We start from the raw sequence: 23,534 nt of genomic DNA on the forward strand, positions 1-23,534 counted from the left end.
CAGTCTAGCCGGCGACGGCGCCGCTCCAGGGGCTCATCGCATCGCTGATGCCCACCACGCCGCCGTCCGGGCGGCGCAGGATCAGGTTGGGGCAGGCGAAGTTCAGCGGCATGACCGAATGCTCCACCACCTCCGGCACGCCGGGCAGGGCCGCCAGGACCTCGGCTGCCAGCCGCCGGTCGGCGGTGACGCCATCGGGGCCGGAGACATCGATGCGCGGGTGATGCGCCGCCGCCTCCGGCTCCATGCCGAAATCGGCGACGAAGGCCAGCAGCTGCAGCACCGCCGCCATGATCCGCCGGCCGCCCGAGGCGCCGCCGGCGATCTCCGGCTGCCCGTCCGAGGCCAGGATGAAGGGGGACATGTTGGTCAGCGGCCGCTTGCCCGGGGCGATGGCATTGGGCGTGCCGGGGCTCGGGTCGAACCACATGACGCCGTTGTTCATCAGCACGCCGGACTTCGGCAGCACCACGCGCGAGCCCATGGAGGAGAGCAGGGTGGTGGTCATCGCCACCATCATCCCGTCCTTGTCGCAGGCGGTGATATGGGTGGTGCAGGTCTCGGCGCCCTTGGGCTCGGCCTCGCCGAGGCCGGCCAGGCGCTCGGCATAGGCGGCCTGCATGGCGCGGGCGATCTGGCCGTACCAGGCGGGCGAGGGCGCCTCGCCCAGCGGCGCATCGGCCATCTGTTCCAGCACCCGCGCCGTGGTCGGCGCCGCGGTCAGCCCGTTCGAGAGCATCAGGGTCCGGCCGCGCCAGGCGACCGGCATGGCCGGCAGCACCCGCGCCCGGCAGCCGGCGAGGTCGGCGGCCGAGAGCACGCCGCCCATCTCCCGCACGTCGGCGGCGATCTGGGCCGCGATCTCGCCCTCGTAGAAGTCACGGAGGCCGGCCTGCTGCAGGCGCTCGAGCGTCGCCGGCAGGTTGCCCAGGGTGAAGAAGCCCGGCGTGCCCTGGTAGGGCGCGACCGGCGGCAGGCCGTTCGGCAGGTAGATCCGCGCCGATTCGGGATACATCCGCAGCACCGCGGCCGAGGCCGCGACCTTCAGCGTGGTGTACCAGTCCTGCGGCAGGCCGCGTTTCGCCAGGGCCACGGCGGGGGCCAGCACCTCGCGGATCGGCAGCCGGCCGTGCTTCTCGTGCAGCAGCGCATAGCCGGCGACGGAGGAGGGGATGACGAAGGACAGCGGGCCATGGATGTTGCGGTCGCCCTCGACCTCCGGCCAGGAGAACAGGTCCTGCTTCATCCGCCCGGTCAGCGGGAAGGCGCTGGAATCGAGCCCGGCCGGGGCCACGGGGCCGAAGTCGAAGGTCTCGCCGAGCGCCATGCCGGGCTTCATCACCTGGGCGAAGCCGATGCCGCCGAGGCCGCTGTTCCAGGGCTCGAGCGTCGCCAGGGCGAAGGCCGTGGCGACGATGGCATCGGCGGCGGTGCCGCCGGCGGCCAGCATGGCGGCGCCGGCTTCCGCCGCGACCTTCACCTGGGAGACGACCATGCCGCCGCCGCCATGCGCGGCCGGCTTGCGGATATCCCAGTTCTGGGTGGTATGCGGCGTCGGCAGATAGGGCATGGCGGCGCTCCCGCGGTCTGGTAGGGGGCGCATGGTCCTGCCAGGAGGCTGTCGCGGCAAGACCCCACCGGAGGAGACCGATCCATGACCCCACGCCGCCCGCTGCTCGCCGCCCTGCTGCTGGCGCCCGCCGGCCGCGCCGCCGCCGCCGCGCCGGAGGAGGCCTTCCGTGCCGGCCTTGCCGCCCTGGAGGCAAAGCATGGCGGGCGGCTCGGCGTCGCCATGCTGGATGGGGCGACCGGCCGGATGCTGGCCTGGCGCGGCGAGGAGCGCTTCCCGCTGTGCAGCACCTTCAAGTTCCTCGCCGCCGGGCGGGTCCTGGCGCGGGTGGACCGGGGGGAGGAAAGCCTCGGCCGCCGCCTGCACTACGCGAAGGACGAGCTGGTGACCTATTCCCCGGTGACCGGGCCGCAGGCCGGCGCGGCGGGGATGACGATGGCGGCGATCTGCGAGGCCGCGGTCACCCTCAGCGACAATACCGCCGGCAACCTGATGCTGGACAGCTTCGGCGGGCCCGAGGGGCTGACCGCCTGGCTGCGCGAGATCGGCGATCCGGTCACCCGGCTCGACCGGCGCGAGACGGCGCTGAACGAGGCAATCCCGGGCGACCCGCGGGATACCACCACGCCGGTCGCCATGGCCGGGCTGCTGCGTCGCCTGCTGCTCGAGGAGGTGCTGTCGCCCGCGTCCCGCGCGCGGCTGACCGCATGGCTGGTGGACTGCAGGACGGGGGATGCGCGGCTGCGGGCCGGGCTGCCGGCGGGCTGGCGCGCCGGGGACAAGACCGGCTCGGGCGGCGACAACGCGACCAACGACGTCGCCATCCTCTGGCCGCCATCCGGCCCGGCCCCTGGTGCGGCGACGCGCGCGCCGGTGCTGGTCGCCGCCTATTACGTCGGCTCGCCGGCCGAGGCCGCGGTGCGCAGCGCGGTGCTGGCGGCGGTTGGGAGGCTGGTCGTCGCCGCGTTATAGCCCGGCGGGCTGGCGGCGGCGCTCGGCCACCACGCCCTCGAAGTCGAAGTCGCGGTGCCAATTGATGTGGCGGTCGAGCGCCGTCAGCGCGGCGTCCTCGCGGTTCTGCTCCAGCGCCAGGATCAGCGCCTGGTGGTCGGCCTCCGCCGTGGCGCCCGAGCCGCCCTGCTGCGCCAGGCCCCAGATGACCGCGAGCTGCCGCGCCAGGCTTTGCCAGAGCGCCAGCAGCGGCGGATTGCCGGAGGCGCGGCAGAGCTCGGCGTGGAATTCCTCGTCCGCCAGGACGATGGGGGCGGGGTCGCCGAGGCGGCAGGCCTGGGCATAGGCGGCGGCGGCCATGCCGAGCCGGGCGAAGCGTTCCGGCCCGCCGGGGCTGCGCAGCGCCTCCCGCACCGCCAGGCTTTCCAGCGCCAGGCGCACGCGCATCAGCGCGGCGACGCCGGCATTGGTCACCTGCATCAGCCGCATGCCCTTGTAGGGCGTGCTGACGACGATGCCCTGGCTTTCCAGCAGCCGCAGCGCTTCCCGGACGGGCACCCGGCTGATGCCAAGGTCGCGGGCGATCTCGGCTTCCACCAGCCGGTCGCCGGGGAGGAAAAGGCCGCGGGCGGCGGCGGCGACGATGGCCTCGGCCGCCTGTTCCACCATGGTGCGGGGCTGGACGGGGGAGAGCCGTCGGGGATCCACCGAGACTGGCGAAGCCAGTGCGGCGACCATGCTGTCAGGCGCATCAGCCCGCGCCCGGTGGTCCCGAACAGCCACGTGTGACCCCTGTTCAATCGCGAAGAACTGAAGTCTAAATTCAACCTGTTGGTTTGGAAAGGGTCTGTTCCGGCCCGTTCTTCGCTGGCGAAGGGGCATCAGGGCGGCCCGAGGCGCTCCGGAGCGGCAGGGCGCGGCAACAGGGGCTGCGGCGGCCGGCGCCGTCGCATGAGAGTTCAACGTATACAGTGATTTAGCAGCGGGGAAGTGGATGCCGTGGCCCGATCGTCACCCTGTTGCAATACGGCAACAGGGTGGATCATTCCCAGAACAGGTCAGTCCCGCCAGGGCCGCACCCGCCAAAGCCCCTGCAGGGAGGCATCCATTTCGGCCACCATGCCGCGATAGGCCCCGCCGACCAGGGGCCGGAGGGGCAGTGCGAGCCGCTCCGCCTCCCGCAGGAAGGCCGAATCGGCCAGCACGGCGGTGAAGGCGGCCTCCAGCCGGGCCAGGATCGGTGCCGGCAGGCCGGGCGGGCCGACGAAGCCGCGGCTGGCGGTGGCGACGACGTCGAAGCCCTGTTCGCGGAAGGTCGGCACGTCCGGCAGCGCCGCCCAACGGGTGGGCGAGGCCTGGCCCAGGGTGCGGACCTGGCCTTCCTTGGTCAGCCCCAGCCCATCCGAGGCATTGCCCACCACCAGGTCCACGTGGCGGCCGAGCAGCGCCTGCATCGCCGGCGCCGCCCCGGCGAAGGGGACATGGGTCATCGGCGGCAGCTTGCCCTCCGCCTCGAAGGCCAGCATGGCGATGTGGTCGTCCGACCCGACGCCCGTCGTGCCGTAGTTCAGCTTCCCCGGCTGCGCCCTGGCCGCCGCCGCGACATCGGCCAGCGTCCGGAAGGGGGAGGCGCCGGCGACCAGGAAGGCATTGGCATCCTCCACCACATTGGCGAGGAAGCTGAAGTCGAGCGGCTTGTAGCGCACCGCCCGCTCGATCGGGATGGCCTGGAGCACCGGGGCGGTGATGGAGCCGATGGTATAGCCATCGGGCGCCGCATTGTAGATCGCCTCGAAGCCGAGCTGGCCGCCGGCGCCGGCGCGGTTGGTGACGACGCTGCGGCCGCCGACCTGCGCCGCGACCAGCGGCATCATCAGCCGGGTCATGATGTCGACGCCGCCGCCGGGCGGGTAGGGGACGATGGCCTCGATCGGCCGGTCCCCCGGCCAGGCCGCTTGCGCCCGCACCACCGCGGGTGCCGCCATTCCGACCGCCAGCGCTGCCAGCCCGCGACGCGAAACCATCAGGATTCCTTCCAGGGATGGCGCTGCCACAGGGCGCGCAGCGCGAGTTCCATCTCGGCGATCATCGAGGCATAGGCGCCGCCGATCAGCGGCCGCAGCGGCATCGCCAGCCGCGCCGCATCGGCGAGGAAACCCGGCTCGGCCAGGGCTGCGGTGAAGGCGGCCTCGTAGCGCTGCCGCATCTCGGCCGGCAGGCCCGGCGTGCCGATGAAGCCGCGGGAGGCGCCGGCGACGAAGTCGAAGCCCTGCTCGCGGAAGGTCGGCACCGCCGGCAGCGGCGCGAAGCGGGCGGGGGCGGCGACGCCCAGCGCCCGGATCCGGCCATCCCGCTGCAGCGCGATGGCCTCGCTGATATTGCCGACCAGCAGGTCGATATGGCCGCCGAGCAGCGCCTGGGTCGCCGGGGCGCTGCCGAGGAAGGGGACATGGACCATGGCCGGCAGACCTTGCGCCGCCTCGTAGGCCAGCATGGCGATGTGGTCGTCGCCGCCGACGCCGGTGCTGCCGTAGGAGACGGCGCCGGGCCTGGCCTTCGCCGCCGCCGCCAGGTCGCCGAGGCTCCGCAGCGGCGAGCCGGCCTCGACGAAGAAGGCATTCGGATCCTCGACCACATTGGCGATCCAGGCGAAATCGGCGGTGCGGTAGCGGACGCTGCGCTCGATCGGCAGCGCCGGCAGGGCCGGGGCGGTGATGGCGCCGAGCGTGTAGCCATCGGGCGCGGCGTTGAAGACCGCCTCGTTGCCGATCTGGGTGCCGGCGCCGGGGCGGCTGACGACGATGAAGCGGGCGCCGCCGCCGAGATGGCTGCAGACATGCGGCATCAGGATGCGGGCCATGGCATCGAGGCCGCCGCCCGGCGGCACCGGGACGATGACCTCGATCGGCCGCTCCCCGGGCCAGGCCGATTGCGCCCGGGCGATGGCGGGCGCGGCGAGGCTCGCCAGCAGAGTCCGGCGGCGCATGCTCAGCCCTCCTTCCAGGGGCGGCGCTGCCAGAGCGCCTGCAGCGAGGCGAGGTCGGCGGCCATCATCCGTGCATATTCCTCGCCGATCAGCGGCCGCAGCGGCAGGTTCAGCCGGGCGGATTCGGCGATGAAGGCCGGATCGGCGAGCGCCGCGCGGAAGGCCTCGCGCAGCGCGTCGCGGATCGGCGCCGGGATGCCGGGCGGGCCGGCGATCCCCCGCGCGCTGCCGCCGAGGATGTCGAGGCCCTGCTCACGGAAGGTCGGCACATCCGGCATCTCGCTCCAGCGCTGCGGCCCGGCCTGGCCGAGGCAGCGGATGCGGCCTTCCCGCAGCAGGCCGATGCCCTCGCCCATGTTGAAGCTGCCGATCGGCAGCCGGCCGCCGAGCAGGTCCCGCAAGGTCGGGCCGGTGCCGTTGTAGGGGATATGGATCAGCCGCGTGTCGGTCGCGTTCTCGAAGGCGATCTGCAGGATGTGGTCGTCCGACCCGACGCCCGCGGTGCCGACGCCGAAGGCCTCGGGCTGGCGCTTCGCCGCGGCGGCGAGGTCGGCGAGGGTCTTCCAGGGGCTGTCGGGATGGACCCAGAAGCCGGCCGGGTCATCCACGACATTGGCGATATAGGTGAACTCGGCCGGCCGGTAGCGCGGGGCGCGTTCGATGCTGATCGCGTTCATCGCGGTATTGGTGGCGGCGCCGAGGGTATAGCCATCGGCGGCGGCGTTGAAATTCGCCTCGAAGCCGAGCTGCCCGCCGGCACCGGGGCGGTTGGTGACGACGAAGCGGGAGCCCGGTAGGCGCGGGGCGACATTGGCGACGATGCCGCGCACCATGGTGTCGACGCCGCCGCCGGCGGGGAAGGGGACGAAGACCTCGATCGGCCGGGCCAAGGGCCAATTGGATTGGGCGCGCGCCACCGCGGGCAAGGCAAGAGGCAGCGCAAGGCCGGCGGCAAGTGCGCCGCGACGTGACAGCATGGTCCCCTCCCGGGCCGTGTTTTGTTGCAGCCTGCGCCAGCCGGGCCCCACGCGTCCAGCCTTCCGGCGCGGCGGCCGGCAGGGCAGAGTGCCGCGGCACGGGAGTGAGCGGCATGACGGATGCGGAGCGGGCCGAGTTCGGAATCGAGGGCGACTGGGCGATGATCCGCCGGCACCGGGTCCGCTGGTCGGAATGCGACCAGTATGCCCATGCCAACAATACCGCCTACCTGACGCTCTGCGAGGACCTCCGCGTCTCCCACTGGCTGACGCTCGGCGGGCGGTTCGAGCTGGGCCAGCCCGGCCCGGTGGTCAGCCAGATCGAGGCGCGCTACCTCCGCCCGCTGGCCTTCGACGATGCGGTGGCGACCACCCTGCGGCCGGGGACGCTCCGGCGGACCAGCTTCACGCATGAATACGCGGTCTGGAAGCAGGGGCTGGTCTTCAGCTGCCGCACCGTGCTGGTGCTGATCGTCAACGGCAGCGGCGAGAAGGTGCCGGTCCCGCCGGCGATGCGCGCCCGGCTCATCGCGGAGGGCGCGCGGGAGGAGTAGCGGACAGCGTCCCGCTGCGCGCCAGGGCGAGCGACAGCCCGACCAGGCCGAGGTGCGAGAAGGCCTGAGGGAAATTGCCGACCTGCCGCTGCGCCACCGTGTCGTATTCCTCGGCCAGCAGCCCGACGTCGTTGGCGAGGCCGGCCAGGCGGTCCAGCACCGCCAAGCCCTCGGCCTGCCGGCCCTGCAGGGCATAGACCTCGCCCAGCCAGCCGGTGCAGGCGAGGAAGCAGCCCTCGCGCGTCGGCTCCATCCCCTCCACCGCTGCATCCGGCCGGTAGCGCAGCACCAGCCCATCCTGCATCAGCCCGCGCTCGATCGCCGCGACCGTGCCCCGGATGCGCGGGTCGTCGGCCGGCAGGAAGCCGACCAGCGGCAGGCGCAGCAGGGCGCCGTCCAGCGCCGGGTCGCCATAGCTCTGGGTGAAGCTGCCCTGGGCGGTGTCGAAGCCGAGGGCGCAGACCTCGGCATGGATCTCCGCGCGCAGGTCGCGCCAGCGCTCGACCGGCCCCGCCAGGCCGAATTCCTCGGCCGAGCGGATCGCCCGGTCGAAGGCGACCCAGACCATGACCTTGGATTGCACGAAGTGGCGGCGGCGGCCGCGGACCTCCCAGATCCCCTCGTCCGGTTCGCGCCAGACCTGTTCCAGGTGGTCGAGCATCGAGAGGGCCATTGCCGAGGCCTCGGGCATCGGCGGCAGCCCGACCCGGCGCGCGGCATGGAAGGCGTCCAGCACCTCGCCATAGACATCGAGCTGGAGCTGGCCGCCGGCGGCATTGCCGACCCGCACCGGCGCGGCGCCCTCGTAGCCCGGCAGCCAGGGCAGGATCTGCTCCGGCACCCGGTGCTCCCCGGCCAGGCCATAGAGCGGCTTGATCTGGGAAGGGCTGCCGGCGACGGCCCGCAGCAGCCAGCGCCGCCAGGCCTCGGCTTCCGTCAGGTGGCCGGCGCCGACCAGCGCGTGCAGGGTGAGCGCCGCGTCGCGCAGCCAGCAGAAGCGGTAGTCCCAGTTGCGGCTGCCGCCGAGGGTCTCGGGCAGGGAGGTGGTGGGGGCGGCGACGATGCCGCCGGTCGGCGCATAGGTCAGCGCCTTCAGCGTGAGCAGGGACCGCCGCACCAGCTCGGGATGCGGGCTGCCCGCGTCGATCCGGCAGGCGGCGAGCCAGTCCTGCCAGCGGTGCCCCGTCGTCTCCACCATGGCCGCGGCATCGACCGGCGGGCCGGGGCGGTGGTGCGAGGGCGTCCAGACCAGGTGGAAGGGGATGCAATCCCCGGCGCCCACGGTGAAATCGGCGACGGTGCGGCAATCCTCCCCGCGGATCGGCACCGGGGTGCGGAAGGCGAGCTGGTCCGGGCCGCAGACCGCCAGCAGGGTGCCGTCATGGCCCCGGTGGACCCAGGGGATCAGCGCGCCGTAGTCGAAGCGGATGCCGAGATCCATCCGCATGGCGACGCGGCCGCGCCGGCCCTCGACCAGCCGCAGCACATCCGCCGCGCCGTTGCGCAGCGGCATGCAATCGACCAGGACGACGCTGCCCTCGGCGGTCTCGAACTCGGTCTCGAGCACCATGGTGCCAGGGCGGTAGCGCCGGGTGACCCGCAGCACCTCCCCGGCCGGGGCGATCTGCCAGCGGCCGTGTTCCGGCCCGCCGAGCAGGGCGGCGAAGCAGGCGGCGCTGTCGAAGCGCGGCAGGCAGAGCCAGTCGATCGACCCGTCCCGCCCGACCAGCGCCGCCGTCTCGCCGTCGCCGATCAGGGCATAGTCTTCGATCCGCAGGGGCATGCTTGGTGATCCTCCGCGGCGGAAACGGCCCGCATGGCGAAAGGATGCCGTCTCCCCGGCCCTGGCTTACAATCCTCGCTCGGCCCGGGTCGCCGCCAAGTCGTCCTCGATGAAGGCCTGGATGATCTCCTCCAGCGATTCCTGCTCGGAGAAGTCGTGCAGCCGCCGGGCCCGCATCGCCGTGAAGCTGGCCGGCCAGCCGCCGACGATCGCCTCGATCGCCGCATCCGGGACGTGCTTCACCCGTGCCCGGGCTTCCGGCCCGGCCACCGTCTCCAGCGCCGTCAGCATCTTGCCCACGGTGGCGCTGCGGCCCGGCGGGTTGATGCCGCGGTCGAGCCCGAGCGGGCCGGTATCCATGGTCATCGCATGCAGGAACCACTCCACCGCCCGCCGCGGCGAGCAGATCCAGAGGGCGAAATCCTCCGGCACCGGCAGGGTCGTCTCGAGCCCCAGCAGCGGCTCCCGCAGGATGGCGGAGACGAAGGAGGAGGCCGCCTTGTTCGGCCGGCCCGGGCGGACGATGACGGTGGGCAGGCGGATGCTGACCGCATCCAGCATCCCCCGGCGGGAGGCATCCTGCAGCAGCAGCTCGCCGATCGCCTTCTCGGCGCCGTAGCTGTTGCCGGGCAGCTGGCGGGCATCGTCCTCCAGCCGCGCCTCCTGGCCGCCGCCGAAGCTGGCGACGGAGGAGGTGAAGACCACCCGCGGCGGCTCCCGCAGGGCGCGGCAGGCCTGCAGCACGGCCAGCGTGCCCATCACGTTCACCTTCAGGCCGAGGTCGAAATCCGCCTCCGCCTGGGCCGAGACCACGGCGGCGAGGTGGACCACCACCTTGGTCCCCTGAGGGATGGCATTGGCCACCTGGGCCGGGTCGGCCACATCGCCGCCGAGGCAGCGGACCGGGAAGGGCGCCTCCAGCCCGGCCGGCGCCTGCAGGTCGAACAGCGTCAGCCCGGTGATGGCCTGACCGCCGACTGCCCCGTCCCTGGCCAGGCGCATGGCGAGCTTGCGGCCGAGGAACCCGCCGCCGCCGAGGATGGTGATCTGCATGGCGCTCTCCCAAATCTGTCCCCCCGATGTCGCGCCGCCGGCGTTCCGGTGCAAGTCACCCGTGGCGGCCGGCCGCGGGCCGGGCGATAACCCCGCCCCATGAGCATCCCGAACCGCCCCTTCCGCCTGATGATCAACCGCCATGCCGGCACCCCCGGCGTGGTCGTCCTGCCCGAGGGCGGCTTCCGCCGCGCCAAGGAGGAGATCGCGACCTGGGAGGGCTACGCCCCCACGCCGCTGGTCCCGCTGGAGGATCTGGCCAAGGCCGCCCGGGTCGCCAGCATCCACTGGAAGGACGAGGGGCCGCGCTTCGGCCTCGGCAGCTTCAAGGCGCTGGGCGGCGCCTATGCGGTGATGAAGCTGCTGCAGGCCGAACTGGCCCGCCGCGGCGTCGCCAATTCCGCCGGCTCGGCGGAGCTGGCGTCCGGCCAGCACAAGGCGGCGACGGAGGCCATCACCGTCACCTGCGCGACCGACGGCAACCATGGCCGCAGCGTCGCCTGGGGGGCGAAGCGCTTCCATGCCCGCTGCGTGATCTTCGTGCATGAGACGGTGAGCCAGGGTCGCCGCGATGCCATCGCCGCGCATGGCGCCGAGATCCGCGAGGTTCCCGGCACCTATGACGATGCCGTGCGCGCCGCCCAGCGCACCGCCGAGGCGGAGGGCTGGTTCGTCGTCTCCGATACCTCCTACCCCGGCTATACCGAGGTGCCGCGCGACGTGATGCAGGGCTACCGGGTGATGGCCGACGAGGCGGCGGACCAGATCCCGGCGCCGCCCAGCCATGTCTTCATCCAGGCCGGGGTCGGCGGCGTGGCGGCCGCCGTCTCGGTCCAGATGCGGGCCCGCTACGGCGCCAAGGGGCCACGCCTGATCGTGGTCGAGCCGACCGAGGCCGCCTGCCTGCTGACCAGCGCCGAGGCGGGCGAGCCCACCGGCATCGATGGCGACCTCGATACGCTGATGGCCGGGCTTGCCTGCGGCGAGCCGAGCCTGCTCGCCTGGCAGGAGCTGGAACGCGCCGCCTTCGCCTTCATGGCGGTGCCGGATGAGAGCGCCGTCGCCTGCATGAAGCTGCTGGCGAAGCGCCGCCCGCCGCTGGTCGCCGGCGAAAGCGCGGTCGCCGGCCTGGCCGCCCTGCTGCTGGCGACGCGGGAGCCCTTCGCCCGCAGCGCCCTGGGGCTGGAGGAGGACAGCCGCATCCTGCTGTTCGGGACCGAGGGGGCCACCGACCAGGCGGTCTATGACCGGCTCGTGCGGGACGAACCCCTTCACTGAACCGACCCCGTTGTGTCACAAGACGGCAACACGGGGCGGCTACCAGCGCGCCACCGCAAGAACCTCGGGGAGCTCCCACCATCATGCAGCGCCGCTCGCTTTTCGCCGGGGCCGCCGCCCTCGGCCTCGCCGCCCCCACCGTGTCGCGCGCCCAGGCCCGTACCGAGGTGCAGTTCTGGCACGCCATGCCCGGACCGCTCGGGGAGATCGTCGCCGAGCAGGTGAAGCGCTTCAACGACAGCCAGGCGACGGTCACCGTCGTCCCCAGCTTCAAGGGCAGCTATTCCGAGGCCATGACCGGCGCCATCGCCGCCTGGCGATCGGGCAATGCGCCGCATATCCTGCAGGTCTTCGAGGTCGGCACCGCCACCATGATGGCCGCCGGCCCGGCCATCCGCCCGGTCCACCAGCTGCTGGCGGAAAGCGGCATCACCCTCGACCCGAAGCGCTATCTCGGCGGCGTCCGCGGCTACTACTCGGATACGCAGGGGCGGCTGATCTCCATGCCGCACAACTCCTCCTCCGCGATCATGTGGCTGAACCTCGATGCCTTCGCCAAGGCCGGGCTTTCCACCACCGACCTGCCGAAGACCTGGGGCCAGATCCGCGCCGCCTGCGAGAAGCTGAAGGCGGCGAATGCGACGCCGGTACCGATGACCACGTCCTGGCCGACCTGGGTGCATTTCGAACAGCTCGCGGCGATCCATGACGTGCCCTTCGCCACCCTCTCGAACGGCTTCGAGGGCCTCGGCGCCGAGCTGCGCATCACCAGCCCGCTGTTCGTGAAGCACACCGAATACCTGCTGGCGGCGCAGAAGGACGGGCTGTTCCGCTACGGCGGCCGGGACAATGCGGCGGATGGGCTCTTCGTCGCCGGCGAGGCGGCGATCAGCTTCATGTCCTCCTCGCTCCGCGCCCGCGTCGCGCGGGAGGCGAAGTTCAAGTGGATCTCCGTGCCGCTGCCCTATTACGACGAGATCACGCAGAGCCCGAAGAACGGCGTGCTCGGCGGCGCCAGCCTCTGGACCATGACGGCGCGCAACCGCACCCCGGCGGAATACAAGGGCGTCGCCGAGTTCTTCCGCTTCATCTCCGAAGTCGACCAGGACCTCTGGTGGCACAAGGCGACCGGCTACGTGCCCATCACCACCGCGGCCTACGAAAAGGCGAAGGGGGAGGGCTACTACACCCAGAACCCCGGCGCCGATGCGGCCATCCTCCAGCTGTCGCGCGCCGAGCCGACGCCGAACAGCGCCGGCTTCCGCCTCGGCGGGCTGGTGGAGATCCGCAACATCATCCAGGAGGAGCTGGAGAAGGGCTTCCAGGGACAGCAGGGCGCGGCCGCGGCGCTGGAGGCCGCGAACCGGCGGGGGAATGTGGTGCTCAGGAATTTCGAGCGGGCCAACAAGGCCTAAGCAGCAGAGGGGCGCTGCCCCTCTGCACTCCCCGCCAAGGGCCGAAGGGCCCTTGGAACTCTTGAGTTAAGGTAGCCAGGTGGAACGTAAGGTCGTTTTCAAGCAGCGGTTGCTGCCGTATCTGCTGCTGGCGCCGCAACTCGCCATCACCATGGTCTTCTTCTTCTGGCCGGCGGGGCAGGCGGTCTGGTTCGCCTTCCTGCGCCAGGACGCCTTCGGCATCCGCACCAGCTTCGTCGGCTTCGAGAATTTCACCGACCTCTTCGCCGATCCGCTCTACCTCGAGACCATCCGGAATACCGCGGTCTTCTCCACCGGCGTCACCATCCTCTCGCTCGCGGTGGCACTGCTGCTGGCCGCGCTCGCGGACCGGGAGATCCGCGGCGCCGGGATCTACCGGACGCTGCTGATCTGGCCCTATGCCATCGCGCCGGCCATCGCCGCGGTGCTCTGGATCTTCCTATTTCATCCCTCGATCGGGCTGATCGGTCGGGCGCTGAACGAGAATGGCCTGCCCTTCGACTACAAGCTGAACGGCGGCCAGGCGATGGCGGTGGTGATCCTGGCGTCGGCCTGGAAGCAGGTCTCCTACAACTTCATCTTCTTCCTCGCCGGGCTGCAGTCCATCCCGAAGGCGGTGCTGGAAGCCGCCGCCATCGACGGCGCCCGGGCGATGCGGCGGTTCTGGACCATCGTCTTCCCGCTGCTCTCGCCGACCACCTTCTTCCTCGCGGTGGTGAACCTGGTCTATGCCTTCTTCGATACCTTCGGCGTCATCGATGCCCTGACCAAGGGCGGCCCGGCCAAAAGCACGGAGACGCTGATCTATCGCGCCTATGTCGATGGGCGGGTGAACCTCGACCTCGGCTCCTCCTCGGCCCAATCCGTCGTTCTCATGGTCGTCGTCATTGCCCTCACCGCCATCCAGTTCCGCTATGTCGAACGCCGCGTCCACTACTGACCCCGCGCGGCAAAGCCGCGACACTGAGGCACCCGCCGCGCGGGCGAGCCGCGACTGGCTGGTGCATGCGATCCTCATCGCCGGCGTCGTCATCTTCGCGCTGCCGCTCTGGATCGTGCTCATGGGCTCGACCCATGATGCGGCGACGATCGGCCGCGGCGACATCCCGCTGCTGCCGGGTCCCGATGCGGTGGCGAACTACAGCCTCGCCTGGAACCGCGGCGGCCAGGGCGGCATCGGCGTCGGCCACATGCTGTGGAACAGCTTCGTCATGGCGATGTCGATCGCGGTGGGGAAGATCGTGATCTCCATCCTCTCGGCCTATGCCGTGGTCTTCTTCCGCTTCCCCGGGCGGACGCTGGCCTTCTGGGCGATCTTCCTGACCCTGATGCTCCCGGTCGAGGTCCGCATCTTCCCGACCTTCAAGGTCGTCTCCGACCTCGGGCTGGTGAATACCTTCCCCGGCCTCATCATCCCGGTGGTTGCTTCGGCCACCGCGACGCTGCTGTTCCGCCAGTTCTTCCTGACCATCCCGGACGAGTTCGTGGAAGCCGCGAAGATGGATGGCGCTGGCCCGCTGCGCTTCTTCTGGGACGTGGTGCTGCCGCTGTCGCGGACCAATATCGCCGCGCTCTTCGTCATCCTCTTCGTCTATGGCTGGAACCAGTATCTCTGGCCGTTGCTCGTCGCCACCTCGGCCGAGGTCGAGACCGTGGTCATCGGCATGGTCAAGATGATCGGCTCCGAGTCCAATACCGAGTGGAATCTCATCATGGCGACCTGCGTGCTCGCCCTGCTGCCGCCGGTCGCGGTGGTGGTGCTGATGCAGCGCTGGTTCGTCAAAGGCCTGACGGATACGGAGAAGTAATGGCCACCCTCGAAGTCTCCGCCGTTACCAAGTCCTTCGGCGCCACCAAGGTCCTGCACGGGGTCGACCTTCAGGTCGCCGATGGCGAGATGATCGTCATCGTCGGCGCCTCCGGCTGCGGCAAGTCCACCCTGCTGCGCATCGTCGCGGGGCTCGAGACGGCGACCACCGGCAGCATCCGCATCGCCGGGCGGGAGGTGACGGCGCTCGAGCCCTCCGACCGCGACATCGCCATGGTCTTCCAGAACTACGCGCTCTACCCGCACATGACCGTCGCCGAGAACATGGCCTATGGGCTGAAGATCCGCGGCCTGCCGAAGCCCGAGATCGTCCGCCGCGTCGCCGAGGCGGCCGGGCTGCTGGGGATCGAGGCGCTGCTGGATCGCCGCCCGCGCCAGCTCTCGGGCGGCCAGCGCCAGCGCGTCGCCATGGGCCGCGCCATCGTCCGCGAACCCAAGCTCTTCCTGTTCGACGAGCCGCTGTCGAACCTCGATGCCAAGCTCCGGGTGCAGATGCGGGCCGAGATCCGCCGGCTGCAGCGCCGGCTCGGCGTCACCTCGCTGTTCGTGACTCACGACCAGACCGAGGCGATGACGCTTGGCGACCGCCTCGTCGTCATGCATGCCGGCCATGCGGCGCAGGTGGCGACGCCGATGGAGATCTGGGCGAAGCCGGCCGATACCTATGTCGCCGGCTTCATCGGCAGCCCGGCGATGAACTTCCTGAAGGGTACCCTGGCCGAGGGCGGCCGGGCCGTGGCGCTGGCTGCCGGCCCGGTGATCCGCTTCGCCGATGGGCCGCGCCCCGGCGCCGAGGGAATGCCGCTGACCATCGGCATCCGCCCAGAGCATGTCGAGGCGACTACCGAGGGGCTGCTGCTGCCGCTCGACCTGGTGGAACCGCTCGGCTCGGAGACGGTGCTGCATGGCCATCTGCCGAATGGCGAGGCGCTGACGGTGAAGCTGGGCGGCCCCGCCTCCGCCGAGGCGGCGATCCAGGTCCGCCTGCCGGCCACGGCGCTGCATGTCTTCGATGGCGGCACGGGCAAGCGGCTCGACCCCATGGCTTGACCACGTCGGCGGAGCATCCAAGATCCCCGGCAAGGGCGCCAAGGCCCGCCGGGAGACCATCCATGCATCGCCGTAGCCTGCTCGCCGCCGCCGCAATTCTGCCGGGCGTGGCCCGTGCCCAACCCGCCTGGCCCAGCCAGCCGATCCGCCTGGTCGTCCCCTTCGCCGCTGGCGGCCCGACCGATATCCCCGCCCGGCTCTTCGCGGAGGAAGTCGGCAAGCTGCTGCCCCAGCGCGTCGTGGTCGAGAACCGCACCGGCGCCGGGGTCGTCGTCGGCTCGGACGCGGTGGCGCAGGCGCCGAAGGATGGCCATACGCTGCTTTACAGCACCATCGCCCATTCGGTGCTGCGCGCACTTTTTCCGCGGCTGCCCTTCGACCCCATCGCGGATTTCCAGCCGGTGGCGCTGCTCGGCGTCATCCCCATGGTGCTGCTGGTCAACAAGGACCTGCCGGTGCGCAACCTGGCGGAGCTGGTGGCGCTGCTGCGGGCGAATCCCGGGCGCTACGACTACGGCAGCAGCGGCATCGGCGGCGCCGTCCACCTGGCGACGGAGCTGCTGCTGAAGCGGGCCGGCGACCTCAAGGCCAATCACATCCCCTATCGCGGCTCGGCCGCCGGGATGCCGGACCTGCTTTCGGGGCGGCTGGCGATGTTCATGGATGTGGCCGCCGGAGGCCTCGCCTATGCCCAGCGCGGCGATGCGCGGGCGATCGGCCTCTCGGCCGCCGCCCGCATCCCCCAGGCGCCTGAGATCCCGACCTTCGCCGAGGGCGGCGTCGCCAATGCGGAAAGCTATACCTGGCACATGGTCTTCGCCCCGGCCGGGACGCCGGCGCCGGTGGTGCAGGCGGTGAATGCCGCCTTCAACCAGGCCGCGGCCTCCGAGGCGGTGCAGCGGCGGCTGACAGAACTGACCATGACCCTGCGCCACGACACCACGCCGCAGATGGCGACGCAGTGGTTGGCGGAGGAGACGGCGAAATGGGAAGGCATCATCCGCGATGCCGGCATCAAGGTGGATTAGGGAATGCTGCCCTCCGGCAGCGTCAGGACATGGTCGTGGATCGCCCCGGCGGTGGTGATCCAGATCTCCTCCCGCCGCGCCGCGATCGCCGCCAGCGCGCCGCGCAGCGCCCGCAGCCGGTAGGGCTGGCCGACGATGTAGGGATGCAGCGCGATCCCCATGACCTGCGGGATGCCGTCGCGGGCGACCTGCTCCAGCCGCTCCGCGAAATCCGCCAGCACCATGGCGGCGAAGGCCTCCGCGCCGTCCTTCCGCGCGACCACGGCGGGGATGTCGTTGACCTCCTGCGGATAGGGGATGGCGAGCAGCGGCCCGGCCGCGGTGGCAAGCCAAATCGGCTGGTCGTCGGCGCACCAGTTCAGCGTGTAGCGATAGCCGGCCTCCACCAGCAGCTCCGGCGTCACCCGGCTCTCGGCGATCCAGGGGGAGAGCCAGCCGCGCGGCGCGGTGCCTTCCCGCGCCAGGATGGCGGCGGTGCTCTCGGCGATCAGCCGACGCTCCCCGGCCTCGTCAAAGGTGGATTGCCGCTCGGAATTGGTCCGGCCATGGCCGGCGATCTCGTCGCCGCGGGCCCGGTGCGCGGCGACCAGAGCCGGGGCGTAGTCATACATGGCGCTGTTCAGCAGCACCGTCGCCGGCAGGCGGAGCTGGTCCAGCAGCTCGATCAGCCGCCAGCCGCCGACCCGGTTGCCGTAGTCCCGCCAGGCATAGTTCAGCACGTCGGGCGGTGGTCCGCCGGGCGCCAGCTCGGCGCCGAGGCCCTCGCCGAAGGCGAAATGCTCGAGGTTCACCCCGAGGTAGACCGCGAGCTTCGCCCCGCCCGGCCAGGCATAGCGGGCGCGGCCGGGCCAGGGGGCATAGGCGTAGCGGCCATGGGTCGGGAGCATGCGGGGCATCCGGAACGGTTTGCCGGGATGTGCCCGCCAGTTTGACGGAACGCAAGGTGACGGGCCGGTTTGCAGGGCATAGACTGGCCCGATGGCTTATTCCTCGGCTGGCCAGCCGGACCCGGCGAAGGTCCTGCTGAAGCGCGAATCCCGGGCCCTGCGTGGGCGTGTGATGCTGCCCGTCCTGTTGGGCGTGGCGGCGACCATGGCATCGCTCGGCACTACCTGGCTGGTGGCCCGGCTGCTGGCCGCCCTGCTCGGCTTCCCCGGCGCGGGCTGGCCGGAGCTGGCCGCCGCCGCGGCGCTCGCCGTGCTCGGCGCCGCGCTCGGCCTGGCGCAGGAACGGGCCCAGCTCGCCGCCGGGGAGGCGGCGCGCACCCGGCTGCGCGACCTCACCTTCGCCCGGCTGCTGGCTGCCGGCCCGGCCGATGCGCGCAGCGTCGGCGAACGCGCCTCCCTGGTGGTGGACCGGGTGGAGGCGCTGGATGGCTATTTCGGCCGCTGGCTGCCGACCGCGACCCTGGCCCTGATCGCCCCCGTCCTGGTCATCGCCCTGGCGGCCTGGGCCGATCCGCAGAGCGGGCTGCTGCTCGGCATCGCCGGGCTGATCTATCCCTTCGCCATGGCCGGCACCGGCATCGGCGCCGCGACCGCCAGCCGCCGCCAGTTCGAGCAGCTCGAGCGCCTCTCCGGCCGCTTCCTCGACCGCATGCGCGGCCTGCCCACCCTGGTCCTGTTCAACCGGCAGGAGGCCGAGGCCGAGGCGCTGGGCGAGGCGGCCGATGAGCTCCGCCTGCGTACCATGAAGGTGCTGCGGGTCGCCTTCCTCTCGGGCACGGCGCTGGAATTGCTCTCCGCCCTGGCGCTCGCCTGCATCGCCTGGCGGCATGGCGGGCTGAGCGGCGGCGACCCGACCGCGGGCCTGTTCTGCCTGCTGCTGGTTCCGGCCTTCTTCGCCCCGCTGCGCGCCTTCGCCACCGCCTATCACGAAAGGCTCTCCGCCACCGGCGCCGCCGCCGCCCTGGCGCCGTTGCTGCTGGACCCCGAGCCCGAGGGCCTGCTGCTGCAGGAGATGCCGCCCAAGGTGGTGGTCACCTTCACCGAGGTCCGCCTCAGCTACGATGCCGCCCGCGCCCCGGCGCTGGACGGCCTGTCCTTCCGGGTCAATGCCGGGGAGACGATGGTGCTGGTCGGTCCCTCCGGCGCCGGCAAATCCTCCGTCCTCCGCCTGCTGATGGGCTTCAACCGGCCCGAGGCCGGGCGGATCTCGATCAACGGCCAGGACGCCATGGCGCTCCGGCCCGAGGAGCTGCGGCGGCTGTCCTCCTATATCGGCCAGAAGCCGCACCTGTTCCGCGCCAGTCTCCGGGAGAACATCCGCTTCGCCCGGCCGGAGGCGACGGCCGGGCAGGTCGAGGCCGCCGCCCGCGCCGCCCGCGTCGCGGATTTCGCCGAGGCGCTGCCGCAGGGGCTGGATACGCTGGTGGGCGAGGGGGGCTGGGGGCTTTCGGGCGGGCAGGCGCAGCGCGTCGCCCTGGCCCGCGCCTTCCTGCGGGATACCCCGCTGGTCCTGCTGGACGAGCCGACCGCGCATCTCGATCCCGGCACCGAGGCCGAGGTGATCGAGAGCCTGCACAAGCTCTGCATCGGCCGCACCGCCATCATCGCCAGTCATTCCGCCGCCGCCCGCGCCCGGCTGGGCCGGGTGCTGGAGCTGAACGGCGGCCGGGTCGTCGGCGGCAGCCGGTCGGCCCAGGCGGGAGGCCAGGCATGAGGGCCGACCTGATCCGCGTCCTCGGCCTCTGGCGCAGCCGCACCGGCTGGCTGCTGGCCGGGGCGGGGGTGACCATCCTTTCGGCGCTGGTCGGGGCGGCGCTGCTGGCGCTCGCCGGGCAGGCGGTCGCCGCCGTGCTGGGCGGGGCGGCGGTCGCCAGCACCATCGCCTTCCTGCTGCTGCGGCCCTTGATCGTGCTGCGCCCGGCCGCCCGCTGGGGCGAGCGCATGGTGACGCACGCCGCCACCTTCCGGGCACTGGCCGATACCCGCGTCTGGTTCTTCCGGCGGCTGGCGGACCGGCTGCCCTCGGGGATCGGCCTGCGCCGCTCCGGCGACCTGCTCGGCCGGATGGTCGCGGATGTGGAGGCGCTGGACGGGCTCTACCTGAAGGTCATTATCCCGGTCGCCGCGGCGCTGGCCATGGTGGTGGTGGTGGCGGCGCTGCTGCTGGGCGCGCCGCTGCTCGCCGCCGCCGTCGCCCTGCCGCTCGCCGTCGCGCTGGCCCTGCCGCTGCTGCTCGCCCCCGGCGCCGCGCGGGCGGCGGGCGAGGCGGCCGAGGCCCAGGGCCGGCTGCGCGCCGCCGCGGTCGATCCGCTGCTCGGCATCGAGGATACGCTCGCCGCCAATGGCGAGGCCGCCGCCGGCGCCGGCCTGGCGCGGGAGGCGACCGGCCTCGGCCAGGCGCAGCGCCGGCTGGCCGGCCGCGCCGCCATGGCGGGGGCCGCCGGCAGCCTGCTGACCCAGGCGGCGCTGCTCGGTGCCCTGGCCTGGGGGCTGGCCGCCGGCAGCAGCGGCGTGGCGCTGGCCGTGCTGGCGCTGTTCCTGGCGCTGGCCACTGCCGAGAGCATCGGCATCCTGCCGCGTGCCGGCACCGCGCTGGCCGCCGCCGCCGCCGGCGCCCGCCGGCTGTTCGAGGCCGCCGATGCCGCCCCGCCGATGGCCGAGCCGGCCGATCCGGCGGCGCTGCCCGCCGGCCATGCCATCCGCATCGAGGGGCTGGGCTTCGCCTGGGCCCCCGACCGGCCGGCGGTCTTCGAGGGCCTCGAGCTCGAGATCCCGGAGGGCAGCCGGGTCGCCTTGCTCGGGCCGTCGGGCATCGGCAAGTCCAGCCTCGCCGCGCTGCTGCTGAAGCTGGCGGCGCCGCAGGCCGGGCGGATCACCCTGGGCGGGGTGGATATCGCCAGCCTCGCCGCCGCCGATGTCCGCCGCCGCATCGCCTGCCTGACCCAGGATGCCCGGCTGTTCGACGACAGCATCGCCGCCAACCTGCGCATCGCCGCGCCCCTGGCGCCGGAAGCGGCGCTCTGGCGGGCGCTCGACCGCGCCGGGATCGGCACCCTGGTCCGCGCCTTGCCGGAGGGGCTGGAAACCCGCTGCGGCGAGGGCGGCGCGCGCTTCTCCGGCGGCCAGGCGCGGCGCCTGGCGCTGGCGCGGGTGCTGCTCTCGGCCGCGCCGGTGCTGATCCTGGACGAGCCGACCGCCGGGCTGGATACCGAGACCGAGCGCGCCTTCCTGGAGACGCTGGAGGCGGTGACTGCCGGGCGGACGATCATCCTCATCACCCACCGGCTGACCGGGGTGGAGCGGCCGACCCGGATCCTGCGGCTAGCGGGGGGCAGGGCGCTGCCGGCGGCGGGCTAGGAAGGAAAGCTGGGGAGGAACGCGTTTCCTCCCCGAGCCCCTCCACTGTTTTTCGTGGCTCGGCATTCGCTGCGCGGCGCGTGACGGATCGGGGGACGGCCGCCGTTTGCTAGATTTCCACCCGGTACAGCCCCACCAGCGACAACCTTCGCATCGCATTCCGTGCCAGCGCCTCCACCTCCCGCCGATCGGTGGTATCCGGGTCCACCGCCAGCCAGGCGGCGGCGGTGCGGTGCCAGAACAGCGCCAGCTCGGATAATCTCTCCCGCACCATCTGCTGCGCATCGATCAGCCGGGGCAGCTGCTGCAGCACGCCGGGGCGGCGCATCATCGCCTCGCCCTGGCGCAGCAGCGCCTCCGCCGCCAGCCGGGGGCGGTCGGCCAGGGGCAGCAGGGCGGCCATGGCCAGGGTCAGCAGGTCATTGGCCCAGCGCCGGTCGTTGACGATGGCCGCATGCATGGATCGCATCATCCGCTCCATCGCCAGGTAGTCCGGCTGGCTGGCGGCCCCGGACAGCACCCCGGCATGGGCATTGGTCAGGCGTTGCAGCCGCCGGGCCAGCGGCGCCACCCGTTCGATCGGCATCAGGTCCCGGGTGATGCAGCGGGCGACGGCCTGTTCGAACATGTCCGGCCCCGGCGGCACCCGGCGGATGGCGTCCGCCAGCGCCATCGCCTCCTCGGTGGCAGTGCCGGCCAGGACCTCCAGCAGCACCGTGGTGGCGGCATAGACATGGTGCTCGGCCGGCATGGCCATATCGAGGTCGCGCAAGGCCTCCGGCACCGGGTCGCCGGGGGAGACGGTCTCGACGAAGCGCAGCGCCGCCGGGACCAGCCGCAGCAGCAGGAAGTCCCGGGTGCCGACGGCGATGTCGAACATCGCATGCGCCCGCTCGATATCGACGACCAGCCGCACATGGTCGAAGCGCCGGACGACCCCGATGCTGCCGCCGGCATCCCGCTCGAAGGCCAGGTCCGGGCCGCGCAGCCAGGGCGCGGCGAAGTCGAAGGACGGCGGCGGCCATTCCGTCAGCCCGGCGAGGCCGGGGAAGCGCACCGGGTCGAAGCGCCGGGGATCGGGCGGGATTTGCGGGGTCACGGCCACCACCGAAGGATGGGCGCCGCGGGTTAACCCGGGATGAGGAGACGCCGCCGCTGCCTTTGCCCGCATGCTGCGTTAGGATGGCGGGTATCCGGCCGGCCGGCCCCACCGAAGCAGACAGATCCCCCGCAGGAGCCGCCGTGTGTCCGTGAGCCCCCCCATTGCCCCGCATCGCCTGGACCCCGCCAAATTCCGTGACCCCCACCGGACCGCCGAGGGGGAGGCGCGGGCCAGCGTCGCCCTCTCGGGCCTCCGGACCCTCTGGCTGAACACCGGGACGCTCTGCAACATCACCTGCCGCAACTGCTACATCGAGAGCAGCCCGCGGAACGATGCGCTGGTCTATCTGACCGCCGCCGAATGCCGTGCCTTTCTGGAGGAGATGGCCCGCGACGCCCTGCCGGTCGAGGAGATCGGCTTCACCGGCGGCGAGCCCTTCCTCAACCGCGACCTGCCGGCGATGCTGGCGGATGTGCTGGGGCGCGGCCATCGCGCCCTGGTGCTGACCAATGCGATGAAGCCGATGCGCAACCAGGCGGCGGCGCTGCGGGCGCTGCGGGACTTGCATGGCGACCGGCTGACGCTGCGGGTCAGCCTCGACCATCACACCGCGCTGCTGCACGACCTGGAACGCCTGGACGGCAGCTTCGCCATCGCACTGGAAGGCCTGGGCTGGCTGGCGCGGGAGGGGTTCCAGGTGCATGTCGCCGGCCGCGCCGCCTTCGGCGGGGAGAATGAGGCGGCGATGCGGGCGGGCTTCGCCGCGGTCTTCGCCGAGTACGCCATCCCGATCGATGCCGCCGATCCGGTGGCGCTGATGCTCTTCCCTGAAATGGATGCGGCGGTGGACGTGCCGGAGATCACCACCGCCTGCTGGGGCATCCTGCGGAAAAGCCCGGACAGCCTGATGTGCGCCTCCTCCCGCATGGTGGTGAAGCGGCGCGGGGCGGCGCGGCCGGCGGTGGTCGCCTGCACGCTGCTGCCCTATGATCCGCAGTTCGAATTGGGCGCGACCCTGGCGGAGGCATCCCGGCCGGTGCCGCTCAACCATCCGCATTGCGCCCGGTTCTGCGTCCTCGGCGGGGCGGCCTGTTCCCGCTGAGACGCGGTCGCGGCCAAAACGCGCTGCCGGTGCCGCTTTTTCGCCGGCAACCCGCAACGGTTGACGACCCCCGGCGTATCATCGACTGATCAGTCTTACCCTTCCGGAGTCACACTTATGCGCCGCCGCCTTCTGTTTGCCGCCCTGCCGCTGCTCGGCCTCGCGGCCTGCCAAACGCCCGGCACGGCGTCCCGCCCGGCGCCGCGCACGGTGGTCTTTTTCACCGCCGACAGTGCCGCGCTGGACGAGAATGCCACTGCCCTGGTCGAGGACGTGGCCGAGCGCGCCAAGACCATGGGCAGCGCCCCGGTCCGGGTGCGCGGCTTCGCCGCGCCCGATGCGGCGAGCAGCCCCGCCTTCAGCCGCAGCGTGGCCGAGGCGCGGACCCGCAACGTGGCCGACCAGCTCGTTGCCTCCGGCGTCGACCGGTCGCGCATCCGGCTGCAGCCGCGCGGTGCGGTGCCCTTCGAGCAGATGGCGGTCGAGAGCCGCCGGGTCGAGATCCTGATCGGCGAGTAGCCCGTTTGGCGGG

The 23,534-nt window shown here is 72.3% G+C and carries 21 protein-coding genes; 12 read left to right on the forward strand and 9 right to left on the reverse strand.

Annotation, left to right across the window (positions count from 1 at the left end; all coding sequences use genetic code 11):
- Positions 1-4 precede the first annotated feature (4 nt).
- On the reverse strand, positions 5-1,570 hold the full coding sequence (locus AC0IW9_RS20615) for a gamma-glutamyltransferase (protein ID WP_471650182.1): 1,566 nt from the start codon (positions 1,568-1,570) through the stop codon (positions 5-7).
- An 84-nt stretch (positions 1,571-1,654) separates the two neighbouring features.
- Here AC0IW9_RS20615 and bla point away from each other — a divergent pair, with 84 nt between their 5' ends.
- Complete coding sequence (gene bla, locus AC0IW9_RS20620; RefSeq protein ID WP_471650183.1) at positions 1,655-2,542, forward strand: class A beta-lactamase; 888 nt, start codon at positions 1,655-1,657, stop codon at positions 2,540-2,542.
- On the opposite strand, the gene AC0IW9_RS20625 is transcribed toward bla, so the two are convergent.
- From AC0IW9_RS20625 to AC0IW9_RS20640, 4 genes are all read right to left on the reverse strand, one after another.
- Positions 2,537-3,304, reverse strand: coding sequence for a GntR family transcriptional regulator (locus tag AC0IW9_RS20625; protein WP_471650184.1), 768 nt, complete (start codon positions 3,302-3,304; stop codon positions 2,537-2,539). The two genes, bla and AC0IW9_RS20625, sit on opposite strands and share 6 nt — an antisense overlap.
- Positions 3,305-3,579: 275 nt before the next feature.
- Positions 3,580-4,545 carry a Bug family tripartite tricarboxylate transporter substrate binding protein gene (locus AC0IW9_RS20630; protein ID WP_471650185.1) on the reverse strand — a complete coding sequence of 322 codons (966 nt, stop codon included), beginning with the start codon at positions 4,543-4,545 and terminating at the stop codon, positions 3,580-3,582.
- The gene (locus tag AC0IW9_RS20635) at positions 4,545-5,507 is read right to left on the reverse strand and encodes a Bug family tripartite tricarboxylate transporter substrate binding protein (RefSeq protein WP_471650186.1); all 963 of its coding nucleotides are present in this window, start codon (positions 5,505-5,507) and stop codon (positions 4,545-4,547) included. Before AC0IW9_RS20635 ends, AC0IW9_RS20630 begins: the two co-directional genes overlap by 1 nt.
- 2 nt (positions 5,508-5,509) lie before the next feature.
- Positions 5,510-6,484: a tripartite tricarboxylate transporter substrate binding protein gene (locus AC0IW9_RS20640; protein WP_471650187.1), complete on the reverse strand. Its 975-nt coding sequence runs from the start codon at positions 6,482-6,484 to the stop codon at positions 5,510-5,512.
- 113 nt (positions 6,485-6,597) lie between these two features.
- Between AC0IW9_RS20640 and AC0IW9_RS20645 the strand changes: the two genes are divergently transcribed.
- The gene (locus AC0IW9_RS20645) at positions 6,598-7,038 is read left to right on the forward strand and encodes an acyl-CoA thioesterase (protein WP_471650188.1); all 441 of its coding nucleotides are present in this window, start codon (positions 6,598-6,600) and stop codon (positions 7,036-7,038) included.
- On the opposite strand, the gene AC0IW9_RS20650 is transcribed toward AC0IW9_RS20645, so the two are convergent.
- Complete coding sequence (locus AC0IW9_RS20650; protein ID WP_471650189.1) at positions 7,010-8,821, reverse strand: glycoside hydrolase family 15 protein; 1,812 nt, start codon at positions 8,819-8,821, stop codon at positions 7,010-7,012. The genes AC0IW9_RS20645 and AC0IW9_RS20650 overlap by 29 nt on opposite strands.
- A 66-nt stretch (positions 8,822-8,887) precedes the next feature.
- On the reverse strand, positions 8,888-9,874 hold the full coding sequence (denD, locus tag AC0IW9_RS20655; protein ID WP_471650190.1) for a D-erythronate dehydrogenase: 987 nt from the start codon (positions 9,872-9,874) through the stop codon (positions 8,888-8,890).
- Between the two features lie 99 nt (positions 9,875-9,973).
- Between denD and AC0IW9_RS20660 the strand changes: the two genes are divergently transcribed.
- From AC0IW9_RS20660 to AC0IW9_RS20685, 6 genes are all read left to right on the forward strand, one after another.
- Positions 9,974-11,152 carry a diaminopropionate ammonia-lyase gene (locus AC0IW9_RS20660; RefSeq protein ID WP_471650191.1) on the forward strand — a complete coding sequence of 393 codons (1,179 nt, stop codon included), beginning with the start codon at positions 9,974-9,976 and terminating at the stop codon, positions 11,150-11,152.
- A gap of 83 nt (positions 11,153-11,235) precedes the next feature.
- Entirely contained in the window at positions 11,236-12,567 is a 1,332-nt protein-coding gene (ugpB, locus tag AC0IW9_RS20665; RefSeq protein WP_471650192.1) for a sn-glycerol-3-phosphate ABC transporter substrate-binding protein UgpB, read from the forward strand.
- Positions 12,568-12,646: 79 nt separating this feature from the next.
- Positions 12,647-13,528, forward strand: coding sequence for a sn-glycerol-3-phosphate ABC transporter permease UgpA (gene ugpA, locus AC0IW9_RS20670; protein ID WP_471650193.1), 882 nt, complete (start codon positions 12,647-12,649; stop codon positions 13,526-13,528).
- Complete coding sequence (gene ugpE, locus AC0IW9_RS20675; protein WP_471650194.1) at positions 13,503-14,396, forward strand: sn-glycerol-3-phosphate ABC transporter permease UgpE; 894 nt, start codon at positions 13,503-13,505, stop codon at positions 14,394-14,396. Before ugpA ends, ugpE begins: the two co-directional genes overlap by 26 nt.
- Positions 14,396-15,466 carry a sn-glycerol-3-phosphate ABC transporter ATP-binding protein UgpC gene (gene ugpC, locus AC0IW9_RS20680; RefSeq protein ID WP_471650195.1) on the forward strand — a complete coding sequence of 357 codons (1,071 nt, stop codon included), beginning with the start codon at positions 14,396-14,398 and terminating at the stop codon, positions 15,464-15,466. The genes ugpE and ugpC overlap by 1 nt, the downstream gene beginning before the upstream one ends.
- 62 nt (positions 15,467-15,528) lie before the next feature.
- Positions 15,529-16,494: a Bug family tripartite tricarboxylate transporter substrate binding protein gene (locus tag AC0IW9_RS20685; RefSeq protein WP_471650196.1), complete on the forward strand. Its 966-nt coding sequence runs from the start codon at positions 15,529-15,531 to the stop codon at positions 16,492-16,494.
- Here the strand turns inward: AC0IW9_RS20685 and AC0IW9_RS20690 are convergent.
- The gene (locus AC0IW9_RS20690; protein WP_471650197.1) at positions 16,491-17,381 is read right to left on the reverse strand and encodes a polysaccharide deacetylase family protein; all 891 of its coding nucleotides are present in this window, start codon (positions 17,379-17,381) and stop codon (positions 16,491-16,493) included. The genes AC0IW9_RS20685 and AC0IW9_RS20690 overlap by 4 nt on opposite strands.
- 91 nt (positions 17,382-17,472) lie before the next feature.
- On the opposite strand from AC0IW9_RS20690, the gene cydD reads away from it, so the two are divergent.
- Both cydD and cydC read left to right on the forward strand, forming a co-directional pair.
- Entirely contained in the window at positions 17,473-19,155 is a 1,683-nt protein-coding gene (gene cydD / locus AC0IW9_RS20695) for a thiol reductant ABC exporter subunit CydD (protein WP_471650198.1), read from the forward strand.
- Positions 19,152-20,798 (forward strand): thiol reductant ABC exporter subunit CydC, encoded by a 1,647-nt coding sequence (gene cydC, locus AC0IW9_RS20700; RefSeq protein ID WP_471650199.1) that lies wholly within the window; start codon positions 19,152-19,154, stop codon positions 20,796-20,798. The genes cydD and cydC overlap by 4 nt, the downstream gene beginning before the upstream one ends.
- Positions 20,799-20,907: 109 nt before the next feature.
- Here cydC and AC0IW9_RS20705 read toward each other — a convergent pair whose 3' ends face one another.
- Positions 20,908-21,897, reverse strand: coding sequence for a hypothetical protein (locus AC0IW9_RS20705; protein WP_471650200.1), 990 nt, complete (start codon positions 21,895-21,897; stop codon positions 20,908-20,910).
- Between the two features lie 151 nt (positions 21,898-22,048).
- On the opposite strand from AC0IW9_RS20705, the gene AC0IW9_RS20710 reads away from it, so the two are divergent.
- Together AC0IW9_RS20710 and AC0IW9_RS20715 are read left to right on the forward strand one after the other, a co-directional pair.
- Positions 22,049-23,002 carry a radical SAM protein gene (locus tag AC0IW9_RS20710; protein WP_471650201.1) on the forward strand — a complete coding sequence of 318 codons (954 nt, stop codon included), beginning with the start codon at positions 22,049-22,051 and terminating at the stop codon, positions 23,000-23,002.
- A 117-nt stretch (positions 23,003-23,119) separates the two neighbouring features.
- Positions 23,120-23,521, forward strand: a complete 402-nt coding sequence (locus AC0IW9_RS20715) for an OmpA family protein (RefSeq protein WP_471650202.1) — start codon at positions 23,120-23,122, stop codon at positions 23,519-23,521.
- Positions 23,522-23,534 lie beyond the last annotated feature (13 nt).

The organism is Belnapia sp. AC561 (assembly GCF_979252845.1).

Bases quoted from the DNA above. Each gene is read 5' to 3' on its own strand.
- AC0IW9_RS20715 (WP_471650202.1), top strand. From the start codon at position 23,120: ATGCGCCGCCGCCTTCTGTTTGCCGCCCTGCCGCTGCTCGGCCTCGCG.
- AC0IW9_RS20660 (WP_471650191.1), top strand. From the start codon at position 9,974: ATGAGCATCCCGAACCGCCCCTTCCGCCTGATGATCAACCGCCATGCC.
- ugpC (WP_471650195.1), top strand. From the start codon at position 14,396: ATGGCCACCCTCGAAGTCTCCGCCGTTACCAAGTCCTTCGGCGCCACC.
- AC0IW9_RS20645 (WP_471650188.1), top strand. From the start codon at position 6,598: ATGACGGATGCGGAGCGGGCCGAGTTCGGAATCGAGGGCGACTGGGCG.
- cydD (WP_471650198.1), top strand. From the start codon at position 17,473: ATGGCTTATTCCTCGGCTGGCCAGCCGGACCCGGCGAAGGTCCTGCTG.
- AC0IW9_RS20685 (WP_471650196.1), top strand. From the start codon at position 15,529: ATGCATCGCCGTAGCCTGCTCGCCGCCGCCGCAATTCTGCCGGGCGTG.
- denD (WP_471650190.1), bottom strand. From the start codon at position 9,874: ATGCAGATCACCATCCTCGGCGGCGGCGGGTTCCTCGGCCGCAAGCTC.
- AC0IW9_RS20650 (WP_471650189.1), bottom strand. From the start codon at position 8,821: ATGCCCCTGCGGATCGAAGACTATGCCCTGATCGGCGACGGCGAGACG.
- cydC (WP_471650199.1), top strand. From the start codon at position 19,152: ATGAGGGCCGACCTGATCCGCGTCCTCGGCCTCTGGCGCAGCCGCACC.
- AC0IW9_RS20640 (WP_471650187.1), bottom strand. From the start codon at position 6,484: ATGCTGTCACGTCGCGGCGCACTTGCCGCCGGCCTTGCGCTGCCTCTT.
- ugpB (WP_471650192.1), top strand. From the start codon at position 11,236: ATGCAGCGCCGCTCGCTTTTCGCCGGGGCCGCCGCCCTCGGCCTCGCC.
- ugpE (WP_471650194.1), top strand. From the start codon at position 13,503: ATGTCGAACGCCGCGTCCACTACTGACCCCGCGCGGCAAAGCCGCGAC.
- AC0IW9_RS20615 (WP_471650182.1), bottom strand. From the start codon at position 1,570: ATGCCCTATCTGCCGACGCCGCATACCACCCAGAACTGGGATATCCGC.
- AC0IW9_RS20630 (WP_471650185.1), bottom strand. From the start codon at position 4,545: ATGGTTTCGCGTCGCGGGCTGGCAGCGCTGGCGGTCGGAATGGCGGCA.
- bla (WP_471650183.1), top strand. From the start codon at position 1,655: ATGACCCCACGCCGCCCGCTGCTCGCCGCCCTGCTGCTGGCGCCCGCC.
- AC0IW9_RS20690 (WP_471650197.1), bottom strand. From the start codon at position 17,381: ATGCTCCCGACCCATGGCCGCTACGCCTATGCCCCCTGGCCCGGCCGC.
- AC0IW9_RS20635 (WP_471650186.1), bottom strand. From the start codon at position 5,507: ATGCGCCGCCGGACTCTGCTGGCGAGCCTCGCCGCGCCCGCCATCGCC.